Consider the following 22,778-nt stretch of genomic DNA (forward strand, 5'->3'; position numbering starts at 1 on the left):
TTTGTGACTCAGCGGACTTTTCGCCAGATTGTCGCGCACCGCGAAATCCATGGGCCGCTGTTTTGTGCGCTGTTCCGACCAGATTAGGGGATTTTCAGTCAAAACTGCGATGCAGGACGCAAATCGAAACGACGGCGAGCAGGGATACCAGAGGTCTGTCACTAAATCAGGAAGTTAGCTATGGGTGACAAAGGAAGGATGCAGGGTGACAGTGTCACCCTGCATCAGGCTGGAAAAGGCTTAACGCGGCTGGCCGCCCCAGGAAAGCAGGCTGTCGATCATTTGTTTCAGCAGGCGCTGCAGAGCGGCGGCACGCTGTGGCTCAAAAGCAAACGGGTAGCTTTCGGACATGTAGTTCACCTGCGCCAACTCCAGTTGGATCGCATGCTGTTGCTCGTGTGGCTGGCCGTAAGCGCGGGTGATGTAACCGCCCTTGAAGCGACCGTTAAGCACGTGGGTGAACTGCTGTTGTTGTTCGCAGCAGGCCACCAGGCGATCGCTCAGCGCTGGGGCGCAGCTTTCACCGCCGTTGGTGCCCAGATTAAGGTCCGGTAGCTTGCCATCGAACAAACGTGGGATCACCGAGGCGATAGAGTGGGCATCAAACAGCAGTGCGTAGCCGTGTTTCGCCTTTAACCGCACCAGTTCGTCCTGCAACTGCTGGTGATACGGCTGCCAGATCTGCTGCAGATAACCGGCTCGCTCCTGGTCCGAGGGGGCCTTGCCTGGCAGAAAGCTTGGGCGGCCGTCAAACAGTACGTCCGGAAACAGGCCGGTGGTGGCAGTGGTGTACAGCGGTTTATCGTCCGCCGGGCGGTTCAGGTCGATAACAAAACGCGAGTAATTGCCGACCAGTACGCTGGCACCCATCGCACGGGCAAATTCGTATAACTGCGGGATATGCCAGTCGGTGTCAGGCAGCGGTTGGGCATCTTCGGTTAAACCGGCCTCGACCGCCGGCGTGAGCCGGGTACCGGCATGGGGAATGCTGATCAGCAGCGGCAGGCTACCGGCGTGGAAATCAAAAGGGTCGCGAACAGTCATTGACGTATTTCTCCTCGGAAAATCACCGTGCAGGGCAGTTGTCCACCCAGCCAATAAGCCAGTTCAGCCGGTCGCGACAGCGGCCAGTGAATAAAGTCAGCCACCTTGCCGGTTTCCAGCGTACCGTGGCTCGCCTGCAGGCCCAGCGCTTTGGCCGCGTGTGTCGTAACGCCCGCCAGGGCTTCTTCCGGCGTCAGGCGGAACAGCGTGCAGGCCATGTTGATCATCAGGCGCAGCGACAGCGCCGGTGAGGTGCCTGGGTTGGCGTCGCTGGCAATCGCCATCGCCACCCCGTGTTTGCGGAACAAATCTACCGGCGGGCATTTAGTCTCGCGCAGCAGGTAATAAGCACCTGGCAGCAACACTGCGACGGTACCGGCATCGCCCATCGCCCGTGCATCCTGTTCGGTGGCGTATTCGAGGTGATCGGCAGACAGCGCATGATGCTGCGCGGCCAATTCGCTGCCACCCAGCGCGGAAAGTTGTTCGGCGTGCAGCTTAACCGGCAGCCCTGCGGCTTCGGCGGCGGCGAACACCCGTGCCACCTGGGTCGGTGAGAACGCCAGATGTTCACAGAAGGCGTCAACCGCGTCTGCCAGTCCGGCGGCGGCAGCCTGAGGAATAATGGTGTTACACACTAAATCGATATAGTCGTCGGCACGGTTGGCGTATTCCGGCGGCAGAGCGTGCGCCGCCAGACAGGTGGTTTTCACCTCTACCGGCAGCAGTTCGCCCAATCGGCGCGCCACGCGCAGCATTTTCAGTTCGCTTTCCGGCGTCAAACCGTAACCGGATTTGATCTCCACGCAGGTCACGCCTTCCGCCAGCAGCGGCCGTAGTCGGCGCAGCGCTTGCTCCAGCAGTTGTTCTTCTTCGGCGTCACGGGTGGCCTTGACCGTGGAAATGATGCCGCCGCCCTGAGCGGCGATCTCGGCATAGCTGACGCCGTTCAGGCGCTGTTCGAATTCTCCACTGCGGTTGCCACCGAACACCAGGTGGGTATGGCAGTCGACAAAGCCCGGCGTAATGATGCCGCCGTCGAATTTCACCTTTTCATCCGCGATCAGCGTCGCAGGCAGCGCGTCGTATTCACCCAGCCAGACAATTTTGCCGTCACGTACGGCGATCGCGCCGTTGCTGAGGGTGTGATACTTGCCGTCGCGCATGGTGACGATGTCGGCCCCGTGCCACAGGCTGTCGCAGTGAATCTCAGAGGTCATGGCTTTTCTCCGCCGGAGCCTTGGCTCCCACATGGTTGTATATACAATTAAAAACAACCTAGCGCATTCATCGAGTTGTCACAAGAGGCGGGATAAAAATTTGTTATCGGAATGTGATCGTTGTGGAAGGGCGGGTGCAAAAGAGCACCCGCTGGGGATCAGACGTCGTTGGTGAAACGGCCAAATAGCTGATAGCGGCTGCCGGGATACAGCAGGCGCGCCGAGGTCACCACGGTTTTGCCAGACCAGGTGCGGCGATGGATCAGCAGGCCCGGTTCGTGGTCTTCCAACTGCAACAGCTCGCGCTCATGATGGGTCGGCACCACGGCTTCCACAATGTGCTCGCCAGCGGTCAGCGGTGCGGCCTGGGTCAGGTAGATATAGGGCGTGACGCGGTCAAAATCCTGCTTCATGTAATCGGGCGCGATCAGGGGGTTCACGCAGCGGTCTTCCACCTGCACCGGCAGGTCGTTTTCATAATGCACGATCTGCGAATAGAACAGCTGTTGGCCGGGTTGAATACCTAACGCCAGCGCTTCTTCTTCACTGGCCGGGCGGGCTTTTAACTGCAGGATCTTGCTGCTGTGGCGATGGCCACGGGCGGCGATTTCGTCGGCGATGTTATGCACTTCCAGCAGCGCGGTGTGCGCCTTGGCTTCGGCGACGAAAGTCCCCACGCCCTGCATGCGGCTCAGGAAGCCTTCGGTGGTCAGTTCACGCAGTGCGCGGTTGATGGTCATGCGGCTAACGCCAAGCTCGGCCACCAGTTCGCTTTCCGAGGGGACACGTTGGTGCGGCAACCAATGGCCCGCACGGATTTGGTTTACGATCGCCTGCTTGACCCGTTGATAAATCGGGGCGGGGGTATCGCTCATTGCAGCAGCCAGTTGCAGCACGGTCTGTTGATCAACCAAGACGTTAACCTCGTCAAATAAAAAAATAATAACACCAGTTTACTGTTGGTGTCGGCGTATGTATATGTATATACAACTAAGGGCCGGTTCGCCACAGCAATGCGATGGGCCAGTGCATTTTCGGATGCGCGATTATCGCGCGTTATTAGCCGTTACACTAACAGTGGAATACTGCCATGCCTGCTTATTTTGCCTCACGTGCTCTGCTCCCCGAAGGCTGGGCGCATAACGTCCGGTTGGACGTTAATGCGCAAGGTCACCTGACCCAGGTGACTGCCGACGCCGATCCCGAAGGCTGCACCCGACTGCACGGCGACGTGGTGCCGGGCATGCCGAACCTTCATTCTCACGCCTTTCAGCGTGCGATGGCTGGGCTGACGGAGGTGGCGGGCAACCCGCAGGACAGTTTCTGGACCTGGCGCGATCTGATGTACCGTCTGGTGCAGCGACTGACGCCGGAGCAGGTCGAGGTGATCGCCCGCCAACTGTATATCGAAATGCTGAAAGGCGGATATACCCAGGTGGCAGAATTCCACTACCTGCATCACAGTGCCGACGGCAACCCCTATGCCGATCGCGGTGAAATGACCGGCCGACTCAGCCAGGCGGCGGCGCAGGCGGGGATCGGTATGACGCTGTTGCCGGTGTTGTACAGCTACGCCGGGTTCGGTGGCCAACCCGCCCAGCCTGGGCAACGACGTTTTATTCAGGATACGGACGGCTATCTGGAACAACAGCAGGTGATCGCGCGGCAATTGGCGGACCAACCGTTGCAGAATCAGGGATTGTGTTTCCACTCACTGCGTGCAGTGGAACTGAGCCAGATGCAGCAGATCCTGGCGGCGTCGGACAGCACGCTGCCGGTGCATATTCATATCGCCGAGCAGCAAAAAGAGGTCAACGACTGTCTGGCCTGGAGCGGGCGTCGGCCGGTGGCCTGGCTGTATGAGCATCTGCCGGTGGATAGCCGCTGGTGTCTGGTGCACGCCACCCATCTTGACCGTGACGAGCTGGAACAGTTGGCACGCAGCAAGGCGGTGGCGGGCCTGTGCCTGACCACCGAAGCCAATCTGGGCGACGGCATCTTCCCCGGCGACGCCTATTTGCAGCATCAGGGCCGTTGGGGCATCGGTTCCGACAGCCATGTGTCGCTCAATGTGGTGGAGGAGCTGCGCTGGTTCGAATACGGTCAACGGCTGCGCGATCAGCGCCGTAACCGCCTGACCACGCCGGAACAACCGGCGGTGGCGGATGTGCTCTACCAGCAGGCCTTGCAGGGTGGGGCGCAGGCCTGTGGTGCCCCTATCGGCCGCTTGCAAAGCGGCTACCGTGCAGACTGGCTGGTGCTGGACGGCGACGATCCTTACCTGGCTGCCGCGCCGGACGCTTCCATTCTAAATCGCTGGTTGTTCGCCGGCGGCAAGGAACAAATTCGCGACGTGTTTGTTGGCGGGCGTCAGGTGATCGTTCAGGGGCGCCATGCCTTGCAACAACAGAGCAGCGCAGAGTTCTTGCAAGTGCTGAAAACCTTCCAGCAGGAGGCATAATGAGCCTGACGCGTTTTGATTTTGCTTCGCTGCCGGTCACGCCATGGCGTAATGGCGGTGGGGAAACCCGGGAGATTGCCAGCTGGCCGCTGGGGGCTCAGGATTTTGACTGGCGCGCCAGCATCGCCACTATTGCACAGGACGGTCCGTTTTCGGCATTCAGCGGCATAGATCGTTCTATCACGCTGCTGGAAGGCGACGGCGTACGCTTGTTCAGCGCAGGGCAGATTGATCATCATCTGTCACAGGTCGGCGAGCCGTTCGCTTTCTCCGGCGATGTGGCACTGCAGGCGACCTTGCTGGGGGGCAGCAGTCAGGATTTCAATATCATGACCCGGCGTGGGCGCTGGGCGGCCAGAGTGCAGCGCGTAACGGCGGCGACCCGGCTGCCGGTGCAACATGCGGGCGTTTTGTACGTGTTGCAGGGGCGTTGGGCTGTGGCGGACTGCGTCAGCCTGGCAGCAGGTGAAGGCGGCTGGTGGGCGGCAGGTGAGCACTCCGGTTCACTGACGCCGCTGACGGAGGATAGCGTTATTCTGTGGGCCGACATCACACCCGGTTAAGCCGGGCTAGAGTCCGACGCTAAGTTGTGGGATTATTTGGTTTTCTATCCCACACAAAGAAGGGCGCATGGCCTCGCTGAAAGACGTTGCAAAACTTGCCGGGGTATCGCTCATGACGGTATCCCGCGCCATCAACGAGCCCGATAAGCTGCGGCCGGAAACCTACCAACGCGTCAAACTGGCGATCGACCAACTGGAGTACGTGCCCGATCTCGCGGCGCGACGAATTCGTGGTGACAGCAGTCGGGTGCAAACGCTCGGCGTGCTGGCACTGGATACCGCGACCACGCCCTTCTCGGTAGACATTATTCTGTCGATTGAAAAAACCGCGCGTGAACACGGCTGGAACAGCTTTGTGGTCAATCTGTTCGCCGACGACAGCGCGGAACACACCATCGATCTGCTGCTGGCACACCGGCCGGACGGGGTGATTTTCACCACCATGGGGCTGCGGCAGGTGACACTGCCGACCAAATTGCTGGATAAAAAACTGGTGTTGGCCAACTGCGTCAGTCCGGAAAACCCGGTGGCGAGTTATATCCCGGATGATGAGCAGGGCCAGTACGATGCCATGCGAGCATTGATCGCCAAAGGGTATCGCGCGCCGCTGTGCATTCATCTGCCGGAAACCACCCTGGCGGCCGGGCTGCGCCGCCGTGGGCTGGAGCGAGCCTGGCTTGAAGCGGGGGGCGACGTTGGCCAGTTGCGGCAATACCATCTTGATCTGACCGACGGCGATGAGCATTACCGCGACAGCGTGGAGCTGCTGGAGCGGCACTTTTCGCCGGGGCAGCGCGACTGTGATGTGGTGGTGTGCGGCAACGATCGCGTGGCGTTTATGGTGTATCAGGTGCTGCTGGCGCAGGGTTGGAAGATCCCTCAGCAGGTGGGGGTTTTGGGCTATGACAATATGGTCGGCATCGGTCAACTGTTTCTGCCGCCGCTGACCACGGTGCAATTGCCGCATTACGAGCTGGGGCGGCAGGCGGCGCTGCATCTGATTAATCAGCTGGAACACCGGGAGACGCGAAAGGTGGCCTGCCCGTTGTTGCTGCGCGAATCTCTGTGACCCATTAGGGCTCGATAACCACGCACGGATAATCAATGGGGGCCGGTAGGGGTCGAACACGTTCGACCCGATTTACCCCTTGATGGTGCGATTGGGCGCAGCATGCGGCGCCCCTACCATTAACCGGGCGGTCAGTCCCAGATACTCTCCAGCGCCCAGGCCTGTGATGCAGCAAACTGCGCCTGTCCACTTTCGGCAAACAGGCTAATGCCGAGTTGGCCGTCCGCCGGGTAGATGCGGCTGGTCAGACAGGCCACGCCCTGATTGACGAACACTTCCAGCGATGAGCGGTCGATAAAGACTCGTAGCGACAGCTCGTCACCTTCCGGCAGGGGGACGCTGCGACAGCCGCACAGGCCCGCATCCTCACTGAAACGCTCCAACACCAAACGGTGGGCTTGATTGTCGACGTACAGCCGTGCAGCGTTACCGATGGCAATGCCATAGCGTTCGGCATCGCTGTCGGTCAGTTTTAGCGTCAACGCCAGTTCTTGCACCTCGGCGTCCAGCATTTGCCGTTGGTTGCGCAAGCTGACTGCAGCAAACGAATGTGGCTGAGCGCGCAACGCCGTCAGCTCTCGCGCTGGGTTCATCAGTAAGTTGCCCTCGGCCCCCAGCGTCAATTCGCGCGGCAGGGTGAGTGCGCCGGCCCAACCCTGCGCTTTGCTCGGCATAGGGGATTCCCACATGTCCATCCAGGCGAACAGCATGCGGCGGCCATCGGCGGCGGTGAAGGTTTGCGGCGCATAGAAATCGTGCCCACTATCCAGCTCGCAGAAGGGCTGAGTGACGCTGAAGTCCTCGCCCGGCTGCCAGTGACCGAGCAAATAACCGCTCTGGAAGCGGTTGCGATGACGGTAACCCTGGGCCGCCAGCCCCTGCGGCGAGAACAGCAGCACCTGTTTTTCCCCCAGTGGGAAGAAGTCCGGGCACTCCCACATATAGCCCTGATGCAGCGTCTGTGCACCGCTCAGCACGCGGTCGAACTGCCAGTCGCGCAGGTCGTCGGAGCGGTAAAGCCGCGCCTGTCCCAGCCCGTTTTCCTTGGCACCGACCACCATCCACCAACTGTCAGCGGTACGCCAGACTTTCGGATCGCGAAAATGCTGTATGCCTTCCGGCGGCAACAGTACTGGCCCGTGTTTAACAAAATGGACCCCGTCTTCGCTGGTGGCCAGGCACTGCACTTCGCGCACCTGATCGTCGTCTCCTTCCTTACCCAACCAGACGTGACCGGTGTAGAGCAGCGTCAGAATGCCGTTATCATCCACCGCGCAGCCGGAGAAACAGCCGTCTTTGTCATCGTCGGCGCCGGGGGCCAGGGCGATCGGCTGGTGTTGCCAGTGCGCCAGATCGCGGCTGGTGGCGTGACCCCAGTGCATCGGTCCCCAGTTCTGGTCATAGGGGTGGTGCTGGTAAAACGCGTGATAGACGCCGTTAATACAGACCAGGCCGTTGGGATCGTTGATCCAGCCTGCTGCCGGTGCCAGATGAAAGCGCGGGTAGTAGTGATCCTGACGCTGAGCGCGCAGGGTTTCGACCGCATGATCGGCTTGAGCTAAGGCATTTTTCATTGGGTGGGCTCACTTGGTTTTAACGTGGATTGAAATTGAGGCGCACTGGCGACAGTCTCGCCGCGCAGCAGGAAGCAGGAAATCAGCGTGGTAGCGGCCACCGCACAGCCCATCAGCAAATAGGTGTCGGCAAAGCCGATGCGGTCGTAGCCATAGCCGGCCAGCGGTGCCAGAAAACCGGCGACGATCTGGCTGATAAACTGGAAGCCCACCAGATACAGCGTAGAAGACAGGCGGCTGTCGAAACGAGTGGTAATGTACTTGAACATCGCCACCAGCAGGATAGGCAGTTCTACGGCGTGCAGCAGTTTCATGGCGGAAATCATCAGTGCGCCGCTGGCAAAGCCGGAACCGAACATGCGCAGCGCCATTACGCTGCTGGCCAGCAGCAGGCTCTGTTTAATCCCGAGCCGGTTAACCAAGAAGGGGGCCAGGAACATGCCGCCGGCTTCCAGAAACACCTGCAGCGAGTTGAGGAAACCGTACATGCGGTTGCCTTCCTCGTGGGTGGCGAACTGTGAGGCGAAATATACCGGGAACTGCTGGTCGAACACGCCGTAGATGCTGGTGCCGAGTACGAACACTACCAGCGCCCAGAACCCCGGCAGGCGCAGCAGCGCCAGGGCGTCCTGCAGCTTCAGGTTCTCCGGCTTGCCGTACTCCAGACCGGCCATGGCGTTGGGTTTCAGCTCGCGCACCTGCCACAGCAACAGCAGGAACACCGCCGCCGAGGCCGAGGCGATCCAGAAGTTGATATTGGGGTTGATATTGTAATTAAAACCGGCGAAGAAGGTGGCGCTGGCCCAGCCTAATGAACCCCACATGCGCGCCCGGCCGAATTCGAAGCCAACGATGCGGCTGACTCGTTCGGTATAGGATTCCAGCGCGCCAATCCCGGCATTGAACGCCAGGCTGACGAACACGCCGCCCACCAGCGCGCCAACCACCAGGTTGCTCTGCAGCAGCGGGGCGTAGACGTAGATAAAGAACGGGCCGGTGAGCAACAGCAGTACGCCGACAAACAGCAGCAGGTGCTTACGCAGCCCAAGCTTGTCCTGAATAAAGCCGTACAGCGGTTGGGCGCACAACGCCATAATCGACATCGCCGAGAAAATCAGCCCGGTTTCTGTCCCTTTCAGGCCGATTTTCTGGTTCAGCCAGATGGAGATCAGTGAAAAGCTGGACGACCAGGTAAAGAAGAAGAAAAACAACAGGCCGCTGAGGAGCACATAATATTTTTTTGTTTCGCGGTTCATGTGGAATGCCCTGATGGATGAAATTGCCCTTATTGTTAACGTTAACTTTGAGCCAGATAAAGCCATTAAAGCGAGGGATTGCGATGTTAATCACAAAAGTTAACGTTAACATTTTGTGGGTGTGATCAAAATCACCGAAGAAAAAAAGGGCGCGCAGGGCGCCCGACAGGAATTAACGTTCGTTAAGCGAACGCAGATGATCGTCACGCCGCAGGGTCATCAGTGCGAACAGGCTGACCACCGAAGTGGCCACCACGTAGTAGGCTGGGATATCGAGGTTGCCGGTCTGTTTGATCAGGCCGGTGATGATTAACCCCGCTGAGCCGGAAAACACCGCATTGGACAGCGAATAGGCCAGCCCCAGGCCGGTATAACGTACCTGGGTGGGGAACATTTCTGCCAGCATTGCCGGGCCAGGCCCGGCCAGCAAGCCGACCACCGCCCCGGCGATCATCACCGCGATGCCTTTGGCCAGCAGTGAGCTTTGCGGGTCTTGCAGCAGGTGCAGCAGCGGGAAGGTAAACAGGATCACCGCCACTACTGCCGTCAGCATTACCGTTTTGCGCCCCAGTTTATCGCTGAGAATACCGGCGGGCAGAATGGTCAGCGCGAAGCCGACGTTGGCCAATACCGTGGCCACCAGTGCCTGCTGGAAGGTGGCGTGCAGTGAGGTTTGCAGGTAAGAGGGCATCACCACCAGGAAGGTGTAACCGGCGGCAGACCAGCCCATCATGCGGCCAATACCGAGAGCAATGGTTTTTGCTACGCCACTTAGCTTCACCACCGGTGGTTGCGTGGTTGAGCTGCGGGTCTGCTGTGCCTGGGTAAAGGTCGGCGTTTCCTGTAGTTTCAGCCGCAGCCACAGCGCCACCACCCCCATTGGCAACGCCAGCAGGAAGGGAATACGCCAGCCCCAGTCGTGCAGTTGTTCTGGCGTCAAGAGTGCGGCCAACAAGGCCACCAGCCCGGCACCGGCCAGCAGCCCGAACGCCACGGTCAGTGACTGCCAGGCACCAAACAGGCCACGTTTGCCCTTGGGAGCGAACTCGGTCATCAGTGACACCGCGCCGCCAAATTCACCGCCGGCAAACAGCCCCTGAAACATGCGTAGCAGGGTCAACAGCAGCGGGGCGGCGACGCCGATAGAGGCGTAGGTCGGCATCACGCCGATCAGCGCGGTAGCCACGGTCATCAGCAGCAATACGGCGATCAACGTCGGTCGACGCCCAATGCGGTCGCCGATGCGGCCGAAAATAACCGCACCGATCGGGCGGCAGAAAAAGGCCAGCGCAAAGGCGGCATAGGTGAGGATCAGACTGGTGATTTCACTTTCACCCTGCAGGGTGAAAAAATTGGCGGCGATCACGGTAGCGAGAAAACCGTACACGCCGAATTCATACCATTCGATAAAGTTGCCGACCGATCCGGCCAGCAACGCCTGACGCGACTGGCGTGCGTCAATAACCGTCGTTTGTGTGCTCATCCCCATTCCCGTGCGTTTGAATTATTGTCAGTCAGTTCTAAATTCTTATGACAAAACAATCAATTATTTTCAGCGGGAACTGTGAGAGGGGGCTTTAGCTTCAGTACGTATCCCCTCTCCCAAAGGAGAGGGGACAATATCGCCAGCATTAGGGGGAATTACCGGCCGTACTGGCGCAGCACCTGTTCAGCGGCGGCGAAGTCGGGGGCCAGTGGGCGATCGATTTCGATAAACGGCACCTGTTGGCGTATCGCCGCGTAGAGTTTGGCCGTAGGAGCAGAGAGTGTAAAATCGTTATGCCGCTGCTGGCGCAGGCTCACCGCCTGGGCGTCGTGCACCAGCAGGATGCCCAGCAGTTGATAAGCGTTATCCACCTGCTGCTGAACACGCTCAACCACCGCCGGGGCGTTAGTGGCGATGTCTTCGATATCGCCGGCGACCGGGAAGTAATCGAGTGAGACCGGCATCGCCAGCTCTTTATTGCGCATTGCCAACATCATCACCGGTTTTTCCATCGCGCCAAAGGCATGTACGGTGTGCTCGGTGCCGAGGAAACGGCTCAGGCCGGTAAAGGCTGGGTTATTCAGTTTGACCACCTGTTGGGCGTTGGCCAGCGAGTTGTGCGCCAGTGCCAGTCCCAACTGCTCGAAGGCCAGCACCCACGGCAGTGGCTCAAAGTTAGCGCTCGGCAGCACCGCGCCCTGCAGGTTGCCTTCACTCACGTAGCCGACCGCCTCCTGCGGACGCTGTGACGGTGCCGTGACGTTCAGCGCCACTCCTGGGTTGTCGTCGGAACTGTTTAACTGCACCAGTAATTGATCGTAGGCCTGCCGGTAGCTACGCTGAAGTTCCGCCAGCAGATAGACGCCGGAGCGGAAGCTGAGCGGATCCTGCAGCGGGCGGCTGTCGTCGTGCTGCCACAGGCTGGAACCGGCCAACAGTTCACGCAGGTTTTTGCCCATCGCCGCCACTTCCGGATAGGGACGTAGCGCCAGGGTATTGGCCAGAAACGGCGATACGTTGCCGTTTAGCGCCTGCAAACTCAGGGCATAGGTCAGGGTATTGACCTGCATCAGATGGGCCAGTGAATCCAGCGCCAGTGCACCACTGGCGGCGGAATAGGCATTGGAACTGAGGATCGCCAGTGCGTCCTTGGCATAGGGAGTAATGGCCGGCGTTTGGCTGCTTTGCAGCGCCGCACTGGCGGCCACTTTGTTGCCCTGATAATAGACCTCGCCTTCGCCGAGCATCGCCAGCCCGATGTGGCTGATCACCGTGATATCGCCTTCACCCACAGAACCATCCGCCGGGATCACCGGGGTGATGCCCTTGTTGAGAAAGGCGACATAGGCGTCGACAATCGCCGGTTGAACGCCGCCGCCCCCGTTCAGCAGGGCATTGAGCCGGGTAACCAGGGTGGCCCGTGCCACGCGGATACTCATCGGTTCACCGATGCCGCCGGAATGGGCATGCAGCAGACCGACGTTAAATTTTTTCGATGCGTCGACCACTTCCTGCGTCAGCTTGCCGTGCACGTCGACCATGGGCCGATCCTTGTTCAACCCGACGCCGACCGTCAGCCCATAAATTTTCAAACCGTTCTGTGCCGACTCGATCAGCACCTTATGTGACATTGTCACGCGTTTGATGGCGGCAGGGGCGACGGCCACCGCTTCGCCATCGGCGACGTTGGCAATTATCTGCGGGGTAATGGAGTGGCCGTCGAGCGTGACGGTGGCCAACCCAAGCTGGCTATAACCGAGCGTCAGCGCGGCCAGCAGCGATAAAACGAGTTTTCCTGGCATGATAAGTGAACCCTTGTTATTGATTATTATGATGTTGTTATTGCGTTGTGTTCAGGGCTGCCGCGCCGGATGGCGGGCGATAAAATACAGAGTGATCAATGCCAACAGGCTGGCGATCATCACATACCAGGCCGGGGCAAAACGGGTGCCGGTATTCTGGGTCAGCCAGGTGAGGATCGCCGGGGCAAAGCCGCCGAACACCGTCACCGCCAGGTTGTAGGACACCGACATGCCGCTGGCCCGCACCTGGGTAGGAAACAGATCGGACAGTGCCGCAGGGGCCACGCCGACGAACAGCGATACCAGGATGCAAAACAGCGTCTGTACCAGGATCAGCATCGCGGTGGTGTGGTAGGCATCGAGCAACAACAATAGCGGGTAGCTGGCCACCAGTAACAGCAGCGCCCCGACCTGCAGGATTTTCAGGGTGCCAATACGGTCAGACCAGGCCCCGGCCGCCACGCAGCACACCACCATAAAGCAGTTGCCGATCAGCGCCGCCAGAAACGCCTGCTGGCTCTCGAAGTGCATGACCCGCTGAACATAAATCGGCATGTAGATGATTAGCGCATAGATGCTTACCGCCCACAGAATCGACAGTCCGGTACCGAGCAGCACCGCGCGGCGATGGGTGCGGAACAGCAAGCGCAGCGGCATTTCCGGCGTGCGGGGTTCCCGCTGCTGGCGCGCCTGCTCTTCGGCGAACAGCGGCGTTTCTTCCAGCGTTTTACGCATCCACAGGCCAATCGGTGCGATCGACAGGCCGATGATGAACGGAATACGCCAGCCCCAGTCACCGATCTGCTCGTGGCTGAGCGTCAGCGTAACCGCGGTTGCCACCAGTGCGCCGAGGATATTGGAGATCCCCATGCTGGCCTGCAGCCATGAAGCGTATTGGCCTTTCTGATGGGCGGGGGCGTGCTCGATCAAAAATGCGGCCGCGCCGCCCACTTCGCCACCGGCGGAAAAGCCCTGCAACACCCGGCCACACAGGATCAGCAGCGGCGCACCGATGCCGATGGCGCTGTACGGCGGCGCAAAGGCAATGATTGCAGTGCCGACTGCCATGGTCATGATGGTCAACGTCAGAGCCGCCTTGCGGCCGACGCGGTCACCGTAAGCGCCGATCACCAATGCGCCAAGCGGACGAATAACAAAACCGAGGCCAAAAGCCAGGAAGGCTTCAAACAGCTGGGTGCCCGCATCGTTCTGATGGAAGAAGTTCTGCGCGATATACACCGCGAAGAAGGCGTACACCGAGAAGTCATACCATTCCAGCGCGTTGCCGATGGAGGCTGCGGCAATCGCCTTGCGGCCGCTGTTTTTACGCGGTGTGGCGGCATCGGCGACCAGCAGAGGGGCGATGGGCGGAAGCGTGCTTTTATTGATCATTATTATTCTCCGCGAGGCAGTGAGATATACGGCAAGGATTTGTCAGCGATCTCATCCAGTGACTCCTGATAACCGGCATCGGCGTAACGCATCACACCGGTGGTGGTGTCATTGGTCATCGACAGTTGCAGGCGTTGTGCTGCCGCGTCACTGCCATCGGCGATGGTCGTGACGCCGGAGCTGGTCATATAGCCGCTGTAACCGCCGCCACCGGAGTGGATCGCCACCAGGTCGGCCATTGAGGCGCAGTTGACCAGCGCGTTGAGCAGCGGCCAGTCGGCGATCGCATCGGAGCCATCCTTCATTTTTTCGGTCATGATATTCGGGTGGGTCATCGCCCCGGCATCGAGGTGATCGCGGGTGAAGGCGATGGGGCCGGACAGACGTCCGTCTGCCACCATGCGGTTGACCTCCAGTGCCAGTTCGGTACGTTCGCCGTGACCGAGCCAGGCGATGCGCGCCGGTAAGCCTTCAAAGGGCACATGCTGGCGCGCCAGGGTGATCCAGTTGCTGACGATGCGGTTGTCGGCAAAGCGCTCGAGCAAGTAGTCATCGATGACCCGAATATCGTCGCTGTTGTTGGACAGGGCAATCCAGCGGAATGGGCCGATGGCGCGGCAAAACAGCGGCCTCAGAAAGGCTTCGGTGAAAATCGGGATCTCGAAGGCGCGCTCAACGCCGCCCTGATGAGCATGGGTGCGGATCAGATTGCCGTTGTCGAACACCACCGCCCCGCGATCCATAAAGCCGATCATCGCCTGTACGTGCTGAACGATGGAGCGGCGGCTGGCGTCCATCAGCGCATTGATATCGTCCTCGCGCTGTTTGGCCACCTGTTCCGGGCTGTAACCGGCGGGAACGTAGCCGTACACCAGATCGTGCGCGGCGGTTTGGTCGGTGACGATGTCCGGGATCACGCCGCGTGCCAGGATGGCCGGGTAGATTTCGGCGGCGTTACCCAGCAGGGCGACCGAAAGGGCTTCTTTGCGCTGTTGCGCGGCGGCGATCATCATCAGAGCCTGGTCGAGATCGGCCGCCTGGTATTGCAGAAATCCGTTTTTTAGCCGTTTGTCGATGCTGGTCTGATTGACCTCGATAGTCAGGATCGCGGCGTTGGCCAGGGTGCCTGCCAGCGGCTGTGCGCCACCCATGCCGCCCAGCCCGGCGGTGAGGATAAAGCGCCCGCGCAGATCGTTATCGAAATGGCGCTCGGCGATGCGCGAGAATATTTCATAGGTGCCCTGGATCACCCCCTGAGAACCGATATATTGCCAGTCACCGGCGGTCAGGCCGCCCCAGCAGATCAGGTTTTCTTTTTCCCAGCGGTAAAAGTTCTCCGCCTTCGCCCATTGGCCGACCATATTGCAGTTGGCCATGATCACCAGTGGGGCGTTGGCGTGGGTTTGCAGCAGGCCAATTGGCTTGCCGGACTGTACCAGCAGGGTCTGGTCTTCACGCATGGTTTTTAACGCGTGAACAATGGCATCGTGTGACGGCCAGTCGCGCGCTGCTCGGCCCAGCGCAGCATATACCACCAGCTCATCCGGGTTTTCACCGACTGCCAGCACGTTTTCCAGCAGGCGCAGCAGCGCCTCTTGCCGCCAGCCCAGGCAGCGCAGCGTGCTACCAGAAGTTACCTCAAAGGTTCTTTTCATGCGGCATCTCCTGACGGCAGATAACTGCGCAGATCGATACCCAGCGTTTTCTCCACCGGGGGGTAGACCGCCGGATCGGTCACCGACGACGAAAGGGGGAACTGGGAGTGATGCATATGGAAAATCACCACTTCCATGCCTGGCCTCAATTGCCCGGCGCTGATCGGGTTACCGGCGCTGTCCAGCGTGGTGATCACGTCCGGGTAGCTGGCGATGCGCTCGCCGTGGGCGTCCTCTACCGCCATGTGTTCGTTCATGACGTGGATGCGGCACAGTGCGTTACCCTCACCGAGAGTCACGATGCCGACGTCAAACGCCTCTTCGGTATAGCGCAGAGTGTTGGTTGTTACCACGCCGCTGCCAATAATCTGGCCACCGGTATGACGACAGATGGCATCGACCACGCCGTTGCCTCGCGCTGCCAGGATGCTTTCACCCAATGAGATTGCCAGGCTGATGCCCCCCAGCGCGGCGTGTTGGCGCACGTAGGCCGCCGGAATTGGGTTGCGGCAGCTGGCGATAAACCCGCCGGACATGTCGGCCGCTTTGCGCAGCACCGGCGACACCTTGGCGGTGGCCCCTTTCACTACCAGCTCGATATAGGCGTTATTGGCGCGGTTACCGCCGACGGCGGCCTGGATCATTGGTTGCGGGCTGGAAGCCAGACCGAGGGAGCCCATATCGCCGGTTGGGTGGGCGCGCAGATCGCCGACCGCATCGACCACCTTGCAACCGAGCACGGCGGCAGGCAGCCAACCATTGAGGGTACTGGACATGCCATTCTGGCCGACTATCAGTCCGGCGATCGGGGCCCCCAGTTCCTGCTGCACCAGTTGCACCGCCTTGACGTAGTCGACGCCAAGCATCTGCCAGTCGGTCAGGCCGCCGGGGGCACCAATCGCCGCCGCGGTGGCTAACCAGGCGTCATCGGCCAATTCGTCGAGGCTGACCAGTTCCGGGCGACCTATGGTCACCGCCAGTCGCCCCAGCTCCAGGCCGTGGGCAACCCAACCACCGCCGCCGCAAGCAAATACCGAACCGCCTTTTACCGCGGCTTCCACATCATTAAGTGTTAAAACACGCCCCATGGTCTGTGCTCCTGAAAGTATCGGTGAGATTGCGCTTGAATGAATAATCTATGAATAGTTGCGCTACCGGAATTCGATACTAGGGGGCGGTTAACTAAAATGTCGCATTACTTTTTATCACCTGTGTATAACAAAATGTTAACTCATGGGACGGGTGAATGTGTTATGCCGCTATCACTCGGGAAAGCGGCAGAAAGGGAAGCGCTAAAAGGGCTTAGCGTGACCAGTGGATCTGCACCGACTCCAGGGTGGCGATAAACGCCTGGGCCAGGCGTGACAGGGGCTCGTACATGCCATGCACAATGCTGATCGGGGTTTTGGCGGTGGGTTCTATCGGCCGGAAAACCACTTTGGTCCACACCGGACCGTTGGCGGTAATTTCGTCGATCAGCGCGATGCCTACCCCGGCCTGCACCAGCGCACAGGCCACGTGGATCTGCTGTACCTCAACGGTAGGGCGCAGGATCATATTGGCGTCATCCAGCAGCTTGCGCACCAGTTGGCCGATAGGGATCTCGCTGCCGTAACCGATAAACGGCTGGTCGATCAAATCTTCGATGCTAATCACATTTTTGGCGGTCAGCGGGTGAGTGGCGGGCAGCGCCACCACCAGTCGGTTTTCGTATAGCTGGCGTGAATGGACGTTGGGATGGCCTTCATGCAGAAAGGCCACGCCCAGCTCGACCTGCTGCGTCAGTACCGCCTGCAGCAAGACGTCCGGGATCATGGTGTGCAGGATCACCCGTGCCTCGGGCAACTGGGCGTGGAACCTGGCGATAGCGCTGGGGATCAGGCCCTGGCCCAGGCTTGGGCTGCAGGCGATGCGCAGGTGACCCATGCGATTTTGGATCAGATCCTCCGCCACTTCGTTGACCCGTTGCACCCCCTGATACACCGAGTTGACCTCGACAAACAGGTGACGCGCCTCCGGTGTCGGGTACAGGCGGCCCTTGATGCGTTCAAACAACGTCAGGCCCAAGCGCTGTTCGGTATAGGCAATCAGCCGTGAGACCGCCGGTTGGGAAACATGCAGTAGCTTGGCGGCACCGCTGATCGAACCGGTCAGCATGATGGCGCGGAACACTTCGATTTGCTTGAGGTTTAAACGCACACGCCCTCCACAATGGTTAACATTTTGTTATGCATGAGTGATAAACAAGCATAAGACAGAATAGATAGCTCCACCCTACACTGGCCTCGGTATCGGCACAACAGGCTGATTGATAAGTTGAGAAGCGTGCATTTTTATGCAGTTCTCGGGCGTATTGGAATAAGGGGGGAGGCGCTATGAATTTGAGTCAACGGCCAGAGCTGGTGGTCAAGGGTAACCTGGTGGATGCCGAGCGGGTGACGCCTGACGGCTGGCTGGCGATCGCCGGCGGTAAAATCATTGGCAGCGGCAGCGGCAGCGGGCAGGCACCTGAGGCTGAACAGGTGATCGACGCCCATGGCAAGTGGATCATGCCGGGGGTGATTGACGGTCAGGTGCATTCGGGCAGCCAGGCCAATCAGGAAGGCCTCGGCTGGGCATCGCGGGCGGCGGCGGCGGGGGGCGTCACGGTGATGGTCGATATGCCCTATGACGATCCGGAGCCGGTGGCAAGCCGTGCCCTGCTGGAGGCCAAAATTGCCGAGGTAGAGCGTGACTGCCATGTCGACGTGGCGCTGTTCGGTACCCTGAACCCCACCTACGGGTTTGACGCCGCCGCCGGGCTGATTGAAGGTGGAGTCTGCGCCTTCAAGTTCTCCACTTTTGAAGCCACGCCAGGCCGTTTTCCACGGGTAGATGAAGACGATCTGATGCATGCCTTCCAACTGATTGCGCCGACCGGATTAGCCTGTGCGGTGCATAACCAAATGCAGGAGCTGACGCGCAAGAATATCCAACGGATGACCGAAGCGGGTGACACCGGCTGGGATGCCTTTATGCGCGCCCACACGCCGTTGATCGAGAATCTGGCGACGGCGCTGATCTATGAGATGGGGGCGGAAAGCGGCGCGCGCGCCCACGCAGTACACGTTTCCACCTCGCGGGGTTTCGAACTCTACCGGATGTATCAGCACGCGGGCTATCCGGTCAGCATTGAGACCTGCGTGCAATACCTGATGCTGAACCACGAACAGCACACGCGTCAGTTTGGTGCCAAGACCAAGCACTACCCGCCGATCCGCCCGAAAGCGGAAACCGAACTGCTGTGGAGCCATATTGCGCAGGGTAACTGTACTTTTGTTTCTTCCGATCACGTCAGTTGGGGGCTGGAACGTAAAGGGGATGCCAACGTGTTCAAAAATGCCTCCGGCGGACCGGGGCTGGAGACGCTGTTACCGGCGCTGTGGACCGGCTGCGAACAGCATGGCATTGCGCCGACCACCGTAGCGCAACTGCTGTGCCGTAATCCGGCGCGCCATTTCCTGCTCGACGATCGTAAAGGCGGGTTCGATATTGGCATGGATGCTGACTTCGTTATTTTGAAGCCTGAGCATTACCGCTTCGATCCGGCCAACAGTCTGTCGGCGGTGAAGTGGAGTGCCTTTGAGGGCATGGAATTCAGCGTGCGGGTGGAAACCACTTATTGCCGCGGTCAGGCGGTGTTTGCCGATGGGCATATTGTCAATTCGCCGGGTATGGGCCAGTTTTTACGCCCACATGCCGCGAAAGGAGAAGGTCAATGACCGAATTAATCAATAGCGAGCGCTTATGGGGCCGGGTTAACCACCTGGCACAGATGACACTGCCGGAGGTGCCCTGGACGCGCCGTGCCTTTACGCCATTGTTCAGTGAGGCGCGTCTCTGGCTGGTGGAACAAATGAAACAGGCCGGCCTGACGGTGACGCTGGACGAGGGCGGCAATCTGATTGGGCGCCGCGCCGGGTTGCGCAAGGATTTGGCGCCGATCGTCACCGGTTCGCATTGCGATACTGTGGTTGGCGGCGGCCGTTATGACGGCATTATTGGCGTACTGGCGGGGATTGAGATCGCCCACTGTCTGCACCAGCAGGCAATAGCTTTGCAGCACCCGTTTGAGGTGATCGACTTTCTGTCCGAAGAACCGAGCGATTACGGGATTTCCTGCGTGGGCAGCCGGGCGCTAAGTGGAGAGTTGGACAGCGGTATGCTGGCGGCGAAGAACGCGCAGGGGGAAACGCTGGCGGCAGCGATGAGGCGAATCGGCGCTCAGCCGGAAAAACTAACCCAGCCGCTGCGCTTGCCTGGCGGCACCGCCGCTTATGTCGAGCTGCACATCGAGCAGGGACCGGTGCTGGAGCGCCAGCAATTGCCGATTGGCGTGGTGACGCACATTGTCGGCATTCGCCGGGTCTTGGTGACGGTGATTGGCCAGCCGGATCACTCCGGTACCACGCCAATGGATATTCGTCGCGACGCGCTGGTGGGCGCGGCACAGGTGATCGAACAGGCGCATGCGGCAGCCGCGCAGCAGAGCGGTAATCCGCACTATGTGGTGGCGACCGTGGGCCGTATTGCCATGACGCCCAATGTGCCTAATGCGGTACCGGGTCGGGTGGAACTGATGCTTGAGGTGCGTAGCGACAGTCAGCAGGTGTTGGACAATTTCCCTGAATTACTGCTGGAAAGTTGTCAGCCACGTTTGCAGGGTCTGGGATTGCAGGCGGAGTTGCAGCATGTCAGTCGGGCACGGCCCACGGCCTGTGCGGAAACGGTGATGCAGGCGATCGACGGTGCTGCGCAGACGCTCGGGCTGGCCAGTCGTCGGCTACCGAGCGGTGCCGGGCATGATGCGGTATATATGGCATCTACCGGTCCGATAGGGATGGTGTTTATTCCCTGTCTGAATGGACGCAGTCATTGCCCAGAGGAGTCGATTACCGAGCAACAGTTGACCGATGGTGCCAGAGTGCTGGCGCAGACGCTGATCAATCTGGATACGCAACTGGCGTAAAAAAGGGGCCGACGGGCCCCTTGAGGTTGATGGCTAAATTGTCTTTTAGACCGAGATACTCGGGCCTAGCGCACCGAGGGGCTATTATGGGACACGTCCATGTGTCCCACCCTCGGGCCGACTGGACGTCGTTCCAATTTGCTCCCGGCAAATTGGTCGGCAGTTGAAGCTGCTACGACCCCTTCGGCACGCTCTCCCTAATAACAAGCTTTGTCAGACGTCTAAAGACACCATTGTGCCTTTGCAGCCTTAAAGCTTGGGACCGGCGCTGACCAGCTTTTCGCCGGCTGGCGTCACGGTGTATTTTGCGAAGTTATCGATAAAGCGCTGCGCCAGATCCTGCGCCTTCTCCTGCCACAAGGATTCGTCCGCGTAGGTTTTGCGCGGGTCGAGGATCGAAGGATCAACTCCCGGCAGTGCCGTCGGGACCGCCAGGCCAAAGATTGGCAGGGTGAAGGTCTCGGCGTGCTCAATCTCACCGTTCAGAATAGCGTCGATGATGCCACGCGTATCCTTGATGGAAATACGCTTGCCGCTGCCGTTCCAACCGGTATTCACCAGATAGGCCTGAGCGCCGGCCGCCTCCATGCGTTTCACCAGCACTTCAGCGTACTGCGTCGGATGCAGCGTCAGGAACGCGGCGCCGAAACAGGCGGAGAACGTTGGGGTTGGCGTGGTGATGCCGCGCTCGGTACCGGCCAGCTTGGCGGTAAAACCAGACAGGAAGTGGTACTGGGTTTGTTCCGGCGTCAGGCGTGATACCGGCGGCAGCACCCCGAAGGCATCTGCAGTCAGGAAGATGATTTTCTTCGCATGACCGGCTTTGGACACTGGCTTGACGATGTTTTCGATATGCTCAATTGGGTAGGAGACGCGGGTATTTTCAGTCTTGCTGGCGTCATCGAAATCGATGCTGCCGTCGGCCAGCACCTGCACGTTTTCCAGCAGTGCGTCACGACGGATCGCCTGATAGATCTCCGGCTCGGCCTGTTGCGACAGCTTGATGGTCTTGGCGTAGCAGCCGCCTTCAAAGTTGAACACGCCGTCATGGTCCCAGCCGTGTTCGTCATCGCCGATCAATTGACGCTTGGGATCGGTGGAGAGGGTGGTTTTACCGGTACCGGACAGGCCAAAGAACACCGCCACATCACCTTGTTCGCCGACGTTGGCCGAACAGTGCATCGAGGCGATACCCTGCAGCGGCAACAGATAGTTCATGATTGAGAACAGGCCCTTCTTCATTTCGCCGCCGTACCAGGTTCCGCCGATCAACTGAATACGTTCGGTCAGGTTAAAGGCGACGAAGTTCTCTGAATGCAGCCCCTGCTGTTGCCAGTCCGGGTTGGTGCATTTGGCGCCGTTCATCACCACGAAGTCCGGTTCGAAATTCTGCAGTTCTTCATCCGTCGGGCGGATAAACATATTTTTGACAAAGTGCGCCTGCCAGGCAACCTCGGTGATGAAACGGACCTTCAGGCGGGTGTCGGCATTGGCGCCGCAGAAGGCGTCCACCACAAACAGACGCTTGCCGGAAAGCTGGTTACCCACCAGGGTTTTCAGATGCTGCCACACTTCCGGCGACAGTGGCTGGTTATCGTTTTTGCCGGTGCCGTTATCGGACCACCAGACGGTATCGCGCGTGGTGTCGTCACGAACGATGTATTTATCTTTTGGCGAACGACCGGTGAATTCACCGGTATCGACATTGACCGCACCAAGCTGGGTCAGCGTACCGCGCTCCAGTGCCGGCAGGTCGGTACGGGTTTCCTCGGTAAACAGTTGTTCATAGCTTGGGTTATGGACGATTTCGGTAGCCTGATGGATGCCGTAACGGGCCAGCGTTTGTGGGGTAATCGCGATTGAAGACATATCCTACTTCCTTATTAGTGCTATGCCTGTCGGCTTTCAGAGCACCCTATTGTCGGCAACAACCTGAAAGCCATGGGGCATATATTATTGCCTGTTTTCTGCACGGTGCCGCGTGCAGGAGCAAGCTCGGGTACAGCTGACCGGATTCAGCTAATTACCGCTCCGGTTCTCATTAGTAAACGCACGGATTTTTACTTCCATCTATAGCATAGCAGCGAATTTACGCCTGATTATTTTAATTACAAAACGCTGACGATAATTAATTAAAACCAACATCAGTGGGGGCTCACAATATTGGATTAATAAGGCGTAATCTGATTACGTATTTTTATTTTTTATCATATTGTCTGGGCTGTCTACTATTTTAATCATTATAAAA

At 59.3% G+C, this 22,778-nt stretch carries 17 protein-coding genes; 5 read left to right on the plus strand and 12 right to left on the minus strand.

From position 1 onward, the window contains the following. Nucleotides 1–240 precede the first annotated feature (240 nt). The 3 genes from hutG to hutC all read right to left on the minus strand — a co-directional run bounded on the left by hutG (nucleotide 241) and on the right by hutC (nucleotide 3,178). Nucleotides 241–1,044, minus strand: a complete 804-nt coding sequence (gene hutG / locus F8R23_RS01645) for an N-formylglutamate deformylase (RefSeq protein ID WP_129934889.1) — start codon at nucleotides 1,042–1,044, stop codon at nucleotides 241–243. Then, nucleotides 1,041–2,264: an imidazolonepropionase gene (gene hutI / locus F8R23_RS01650; RefSeq protein WP_112348328.1), complete on the minus strand. Its 1,224-nt coding sequence runs from the start codon at nucleotides 2,262–2,264 to the stop codon at nucleotides 1,041–1,043. The genes hutG and hutI overlap by 4 nt, the downstream gene beginning before the upstream one ends. 158 nt (nucleotides 2,265–2,422) lie before the next feature. Continuing rightward, nucleotides 2,423–3,178 (minus strand): histidine utilization transcriptional repressor HutC, encoded by a 756-nt coding sequence (hutC, locus tag F8R23_RS01655; RefSeq protein ID WP_151415175.1) that lies wholly within the window; start codon nucleotides 3,176–3,178, stop codon nucleotides 2,423–2,425. 176 nt (nucleotides 3,179–3,354) lie between these two features. Here hutC and F8R23_RS01660 point away from each other — a divergent pair, with 176 nt between their 5' ends. The 3 genes from F8R23_RS01660 to F8R23_RS01670 all read left to right on the plus strand — a co-directional run bounded on the left by F8R23_RS01660 (nucleotide 3,355) and on the right by F8R23_RS01670 (nucleotide 6,357). After that, nucleotides 3,355–4,725 carry a formimidoylglutamate deiminase gene (locus F8R23_RS01660; RefSeq protein WP_129934887.1) on the plus strand — a complete coding sequence of 457 codons (1,371 nt, stop codon included), beginning with the start codon at nucleotides 3,355–3,357 and terminating at the stop codon, nucleotides 4,723–4,725. Beyond that, nucleotides 4,725–5,288 carry a HutD/Ves family protein gene (locus tag F8R23_RS01665; RefSeq protein ID WP_151415176.1) on the plus strand — a complete coding sequence of 188 codons (564 nt, stop codon included), beginning with the start codon at nucleotides 4,725–4,727 and terminating at the stop codon, nucleotides 5,286–5,288. Before F8R23_RS01660 ends, F8R23_RS01665 begins: the two co-directional genes overlap by 1 nt. 67 nt (nucleotides 5,289–5,355) lie before the next feature. After that, nucleotides 5,356–6,357, plus strand: coding sequence for a LacI family DNA-binding transcriptional regulator (locus tag F8R23_RS01670; RefSeq protein ID WP_129934885.1), 1,002 nt, complete (start codon nucleotides 5,356–5,358; stop codon nucleotides 6,355–6,357). Between the two features lie 131 nt (nucleotides 6,358–6,488). Here F8R23_RS01670 and F8R23_RS01675 read toward each other — a convergent pair whose 3' ends face one another. The 8 genes from F8R23_RS01675 to F8R23_RS01710 all read right to left on the minus strand — a co-directional run bounded on the left by F8R23_RS01675 (nucleotide 6,489) and on the right by F8R23_RS01710 (nucleotide 17,721). Next, nucleotides 6,489–7,931: a glycoside hydrolase family 32 protein gene (locus tag F8R23_RS01675; RefSeq protein ID WP_129934884.1), complete on the minus strand. Its 1,443-nt coding sequence runs from the start codon at nucleotides 7,929–7,931 to the stop codon at nucleotides 6,489–6,491. Next, nucleotides 7,928–9,187, minus strand: coding sequence for an MFS transporter (locus tag F8R23_RS01680; RefSeq protein WP_112348334.1), 1,260 nt, complete (start codon nucleotides 9,185–9,187; stop codon nucleotides 7,928–7,930). The genes F8R23_RS01675 and F8R23_RS01680 overlap by 4 nt, the downstream gene beginning before the upstream one ends. Nucleotides 9,188–9,359: 172 nt before the next feature. Continuing rightward, a complete protein-coding gene (locus F8R23_RS01685; protein ID WP_129934883.1) occupies nucleotides 9,360–10,670 on the minus strand; it encodes an MFS transporter in 1,311 nt (436 codons plus the stop codon). A 158-nt stretch (nucleotides 10,671–10,828) separates the two neighbouring features. Further along, nucleotides 10,829–12,475: an HAL/PAL/TAL family ammonia-lyase gene (locus F8R23_RS01690; protein ID WP_129938692.1), complete on the minus strand. Its 1,647-nt coding sequence runs from the start codon at nucleotides 12,473–12,475 to the stop codon at nucleotides 10,829–10,831. A gap of 51 nt (nucleotides 12,476–12,526) precedes the next feature. Continuing rightward, nucleotides 12,527–13,867 carry an MFS transporter gene (locus F8R23_RS01695; RefSeq protein WP_129934881.1) on the minus strand — a complete coding sequence of 447 codons (1,341 nt, stop codon included), beginning with the start codon at nucleotides 13,865–13,867 and terminating at the stop codon, nucleotides 12,527–12,529. Nucleotides 13,868–13,869: 2 nt separating this feature from the next. Beyond that, entirely contained in the window at nucleotides 13,870–15,522 is a 1,653-nt protein-coding gene (locus F8R23_RS01700) for a thiourocanate hydratase (protein ID WP_129934880.1), read from the minus strand. Then, complete coding sequence (locus F8R23_RS01705) at nucleotides 15,519–16,610, minus strand: thiohydantoin desulfurase (RefSeq protein ID WP_151415177.1); 1,092 nt, start codon at nucleotides 16,608–16,610, stop codon at nucleotides 15,519–15,521. The genes F8R23_RS01700 and F8R23_RS01705 overlap by 4 nt, the downstream gene beginning before the upstream one ends. A gap of 214 nt (nucleotides 16,611–16,824) precedes the next feature. Next, nucleotides 16,825–17,721 (minus strand): LysR family transcriptional regulator, encoded by an 897-nt coding sequence (locus F8R23_RS01710; protein WP_112348340.1) that lies wholly within the window; start codon nucleotides 17,719–17,721, stop codon nucleotides 16,825–16,827. Between the two features lie 176 nt (nucleotides 17,722–17,897). Between F8R23_RS01710 and F8R23_RS01715 the strand changes: the two genes are divergently transcribed. Then, a complete protein-coding gene (locus F8R23_RS01715) occupies nucleotides 17,898–19,283 on the plus strand; it encodes a dihydroorotase (protein ID WP_151415178.1) in 1,386 nt (461 codons plus the stop codon). Further along, nucleotides 19,280–20,530 (plus strand): Zn-dependent hydrolase, encoded by a 1,251-nt coding sequence (locus F8R23_RS01720; protein WP_151415179.1) that lies wholly within the window; start codon nucleotides 19,280–19,282, stop codon nucleotides 20,528–20,530. Before F8R23_RS01715 ends, F8R23_RS01720 begins: the two co-directional genes overlap by 4 nt. Nucleotides 20,531–20,779: 249 nt before the next feature. Here F8R23_RS01720 and pckA read toward each other — a convergent pair whose 3' ends face one another. After that, complete coding sequence (gene pckA / locus F8R23_RS01730; protein WP_129934876.1) at nucleotides 20,780–22,399, minus strand: phosphoenolpyruvate carboxykinase (ATP); 1,620 nt, start codon at nucleotides 22,397–22,399, stop codon at nucleotides 20,780–20,782. Nucleotides 22,400–22,778: the final 379 nt, after the last annotated feature.

This window comes from Serratia proteamaculans, from assembly GCF_008830365.1.
Taxonomy (GTDB): Bacteria; Pseudomonadota; Gammaproteobacteria; order Enterobacterales; family Enterobacteriaceae; genus Serratia; species Serratia proteamaculans.

Excerpts from the sequence above, each read along its gene's own strand:
- hutG (WP_129934889.1), bottom strand. The coding sequence starts at position 1,044 with ATGACTGTTCGCGACCCTTTTGATTTCCACGCCGGTAGCCTGCCGCTG.
- hutI (WP_112348328.1), bottom strand. The coding sequence starts at position 2,264 with ATGACCTCTGAGATTCACTGCGACAGCCTGTGGCACGGGGCCGACATC.
- F8R23_RS01660 (WP_129934887.1), top strand. The coding sequence starts at position 3,355 with ATGCCTGCTTATTTTGCCTCACGTGCTCTGCTCCCCGAAGGCTGGGCG.
- F8R23_RS01665 (WP_151415176.1), top strand. The coding sequence starts at position 4,725 with ATGAGCCTGACGCGTTTTGATTTTGCTTCGCTGCCGGTCACGCCATGG.
- F8R23_RS01670 (WP_129934885.1), top strand. The coding sequence starts at position 5,356 with ATGGCCTCGCTGAAAGACGTTGCAAAACTTGCCGGGGTATCGCTCATG.
- F8R23_RS01675 (WP_129934884.1), bottom strand. The coding sequence starts at position 7,931 with ATGAAAAATGCCTTAGCTCAAGCCGATCATGCGGTCGAAACCCTGCGC.
- F8R23_RS01680 (WP_112348334.1), bottom strand. The coding sequence starts at position 9,187 with ATGAACCGCGAAACAAAAAAATATTATGTGCTCCTCAGCGGCCTGTTG.
- F8R23_RS01685 (WP_129934883.1), bottom strand. The coding sequence starts at position 10,670 with ATGAGCACACAAACGACGGTTATTGACGCACGCCAGTCGCGTCAGGCG.
- F8R23_RS01690 (WP_129938692.1), bottom strand. The coding sequence starts at position 12,475 with ATGCCAGGAAAACTCGTTTTATCGCTGCTGGCCGCGCTGACGCTCGGT.
- F8R23_RS01695 (WP_129934881.1), bottom strand. The coding sequence starts at position 13,867 with ATGATCAATAAAAGCACGCTTCCGCCCATCGCCCCTCTGCTGGTCGCC.
- F8R23_RS01700 (WP_129934880.1), bottom strand. The coding sequence starts at position 15,522 with ATGAAAAGAACCTTTGAGGTAACTTCTGGTAGCACGCTGCGCTGCCTG.
- F8R23_RS01705 (WP_151415177.1), bottom strand. The coding sequence starts at position 16,610 with ATGGGGCGTGTTTTAACACTTAATGATGTGGAAGCCGCGGTAAAAGGC.
- F8R23_RS01715 (WP_151415178.1), top strand. The coding sequence starts at position 17,898 with ATGAATTTGAGTCAACGGCCAGAGCTGGTGGTCAAGGGTAACCTGGTG.
- F8R23_RS01720 (WP_151415179.1), top strand. The coding sequence starts at position 19,280 with ATGACCGAATTAATCAATAGCGAGCGCTTATGGGGCCGGGTTAACCAC.
- pckA (WP_129934876.1), bottom strand. The coding sequence starts at position 22,399 with ATGTCTTCAATCGCGATTACCCCACAAACGCTGGCCCGTTACGGCATC.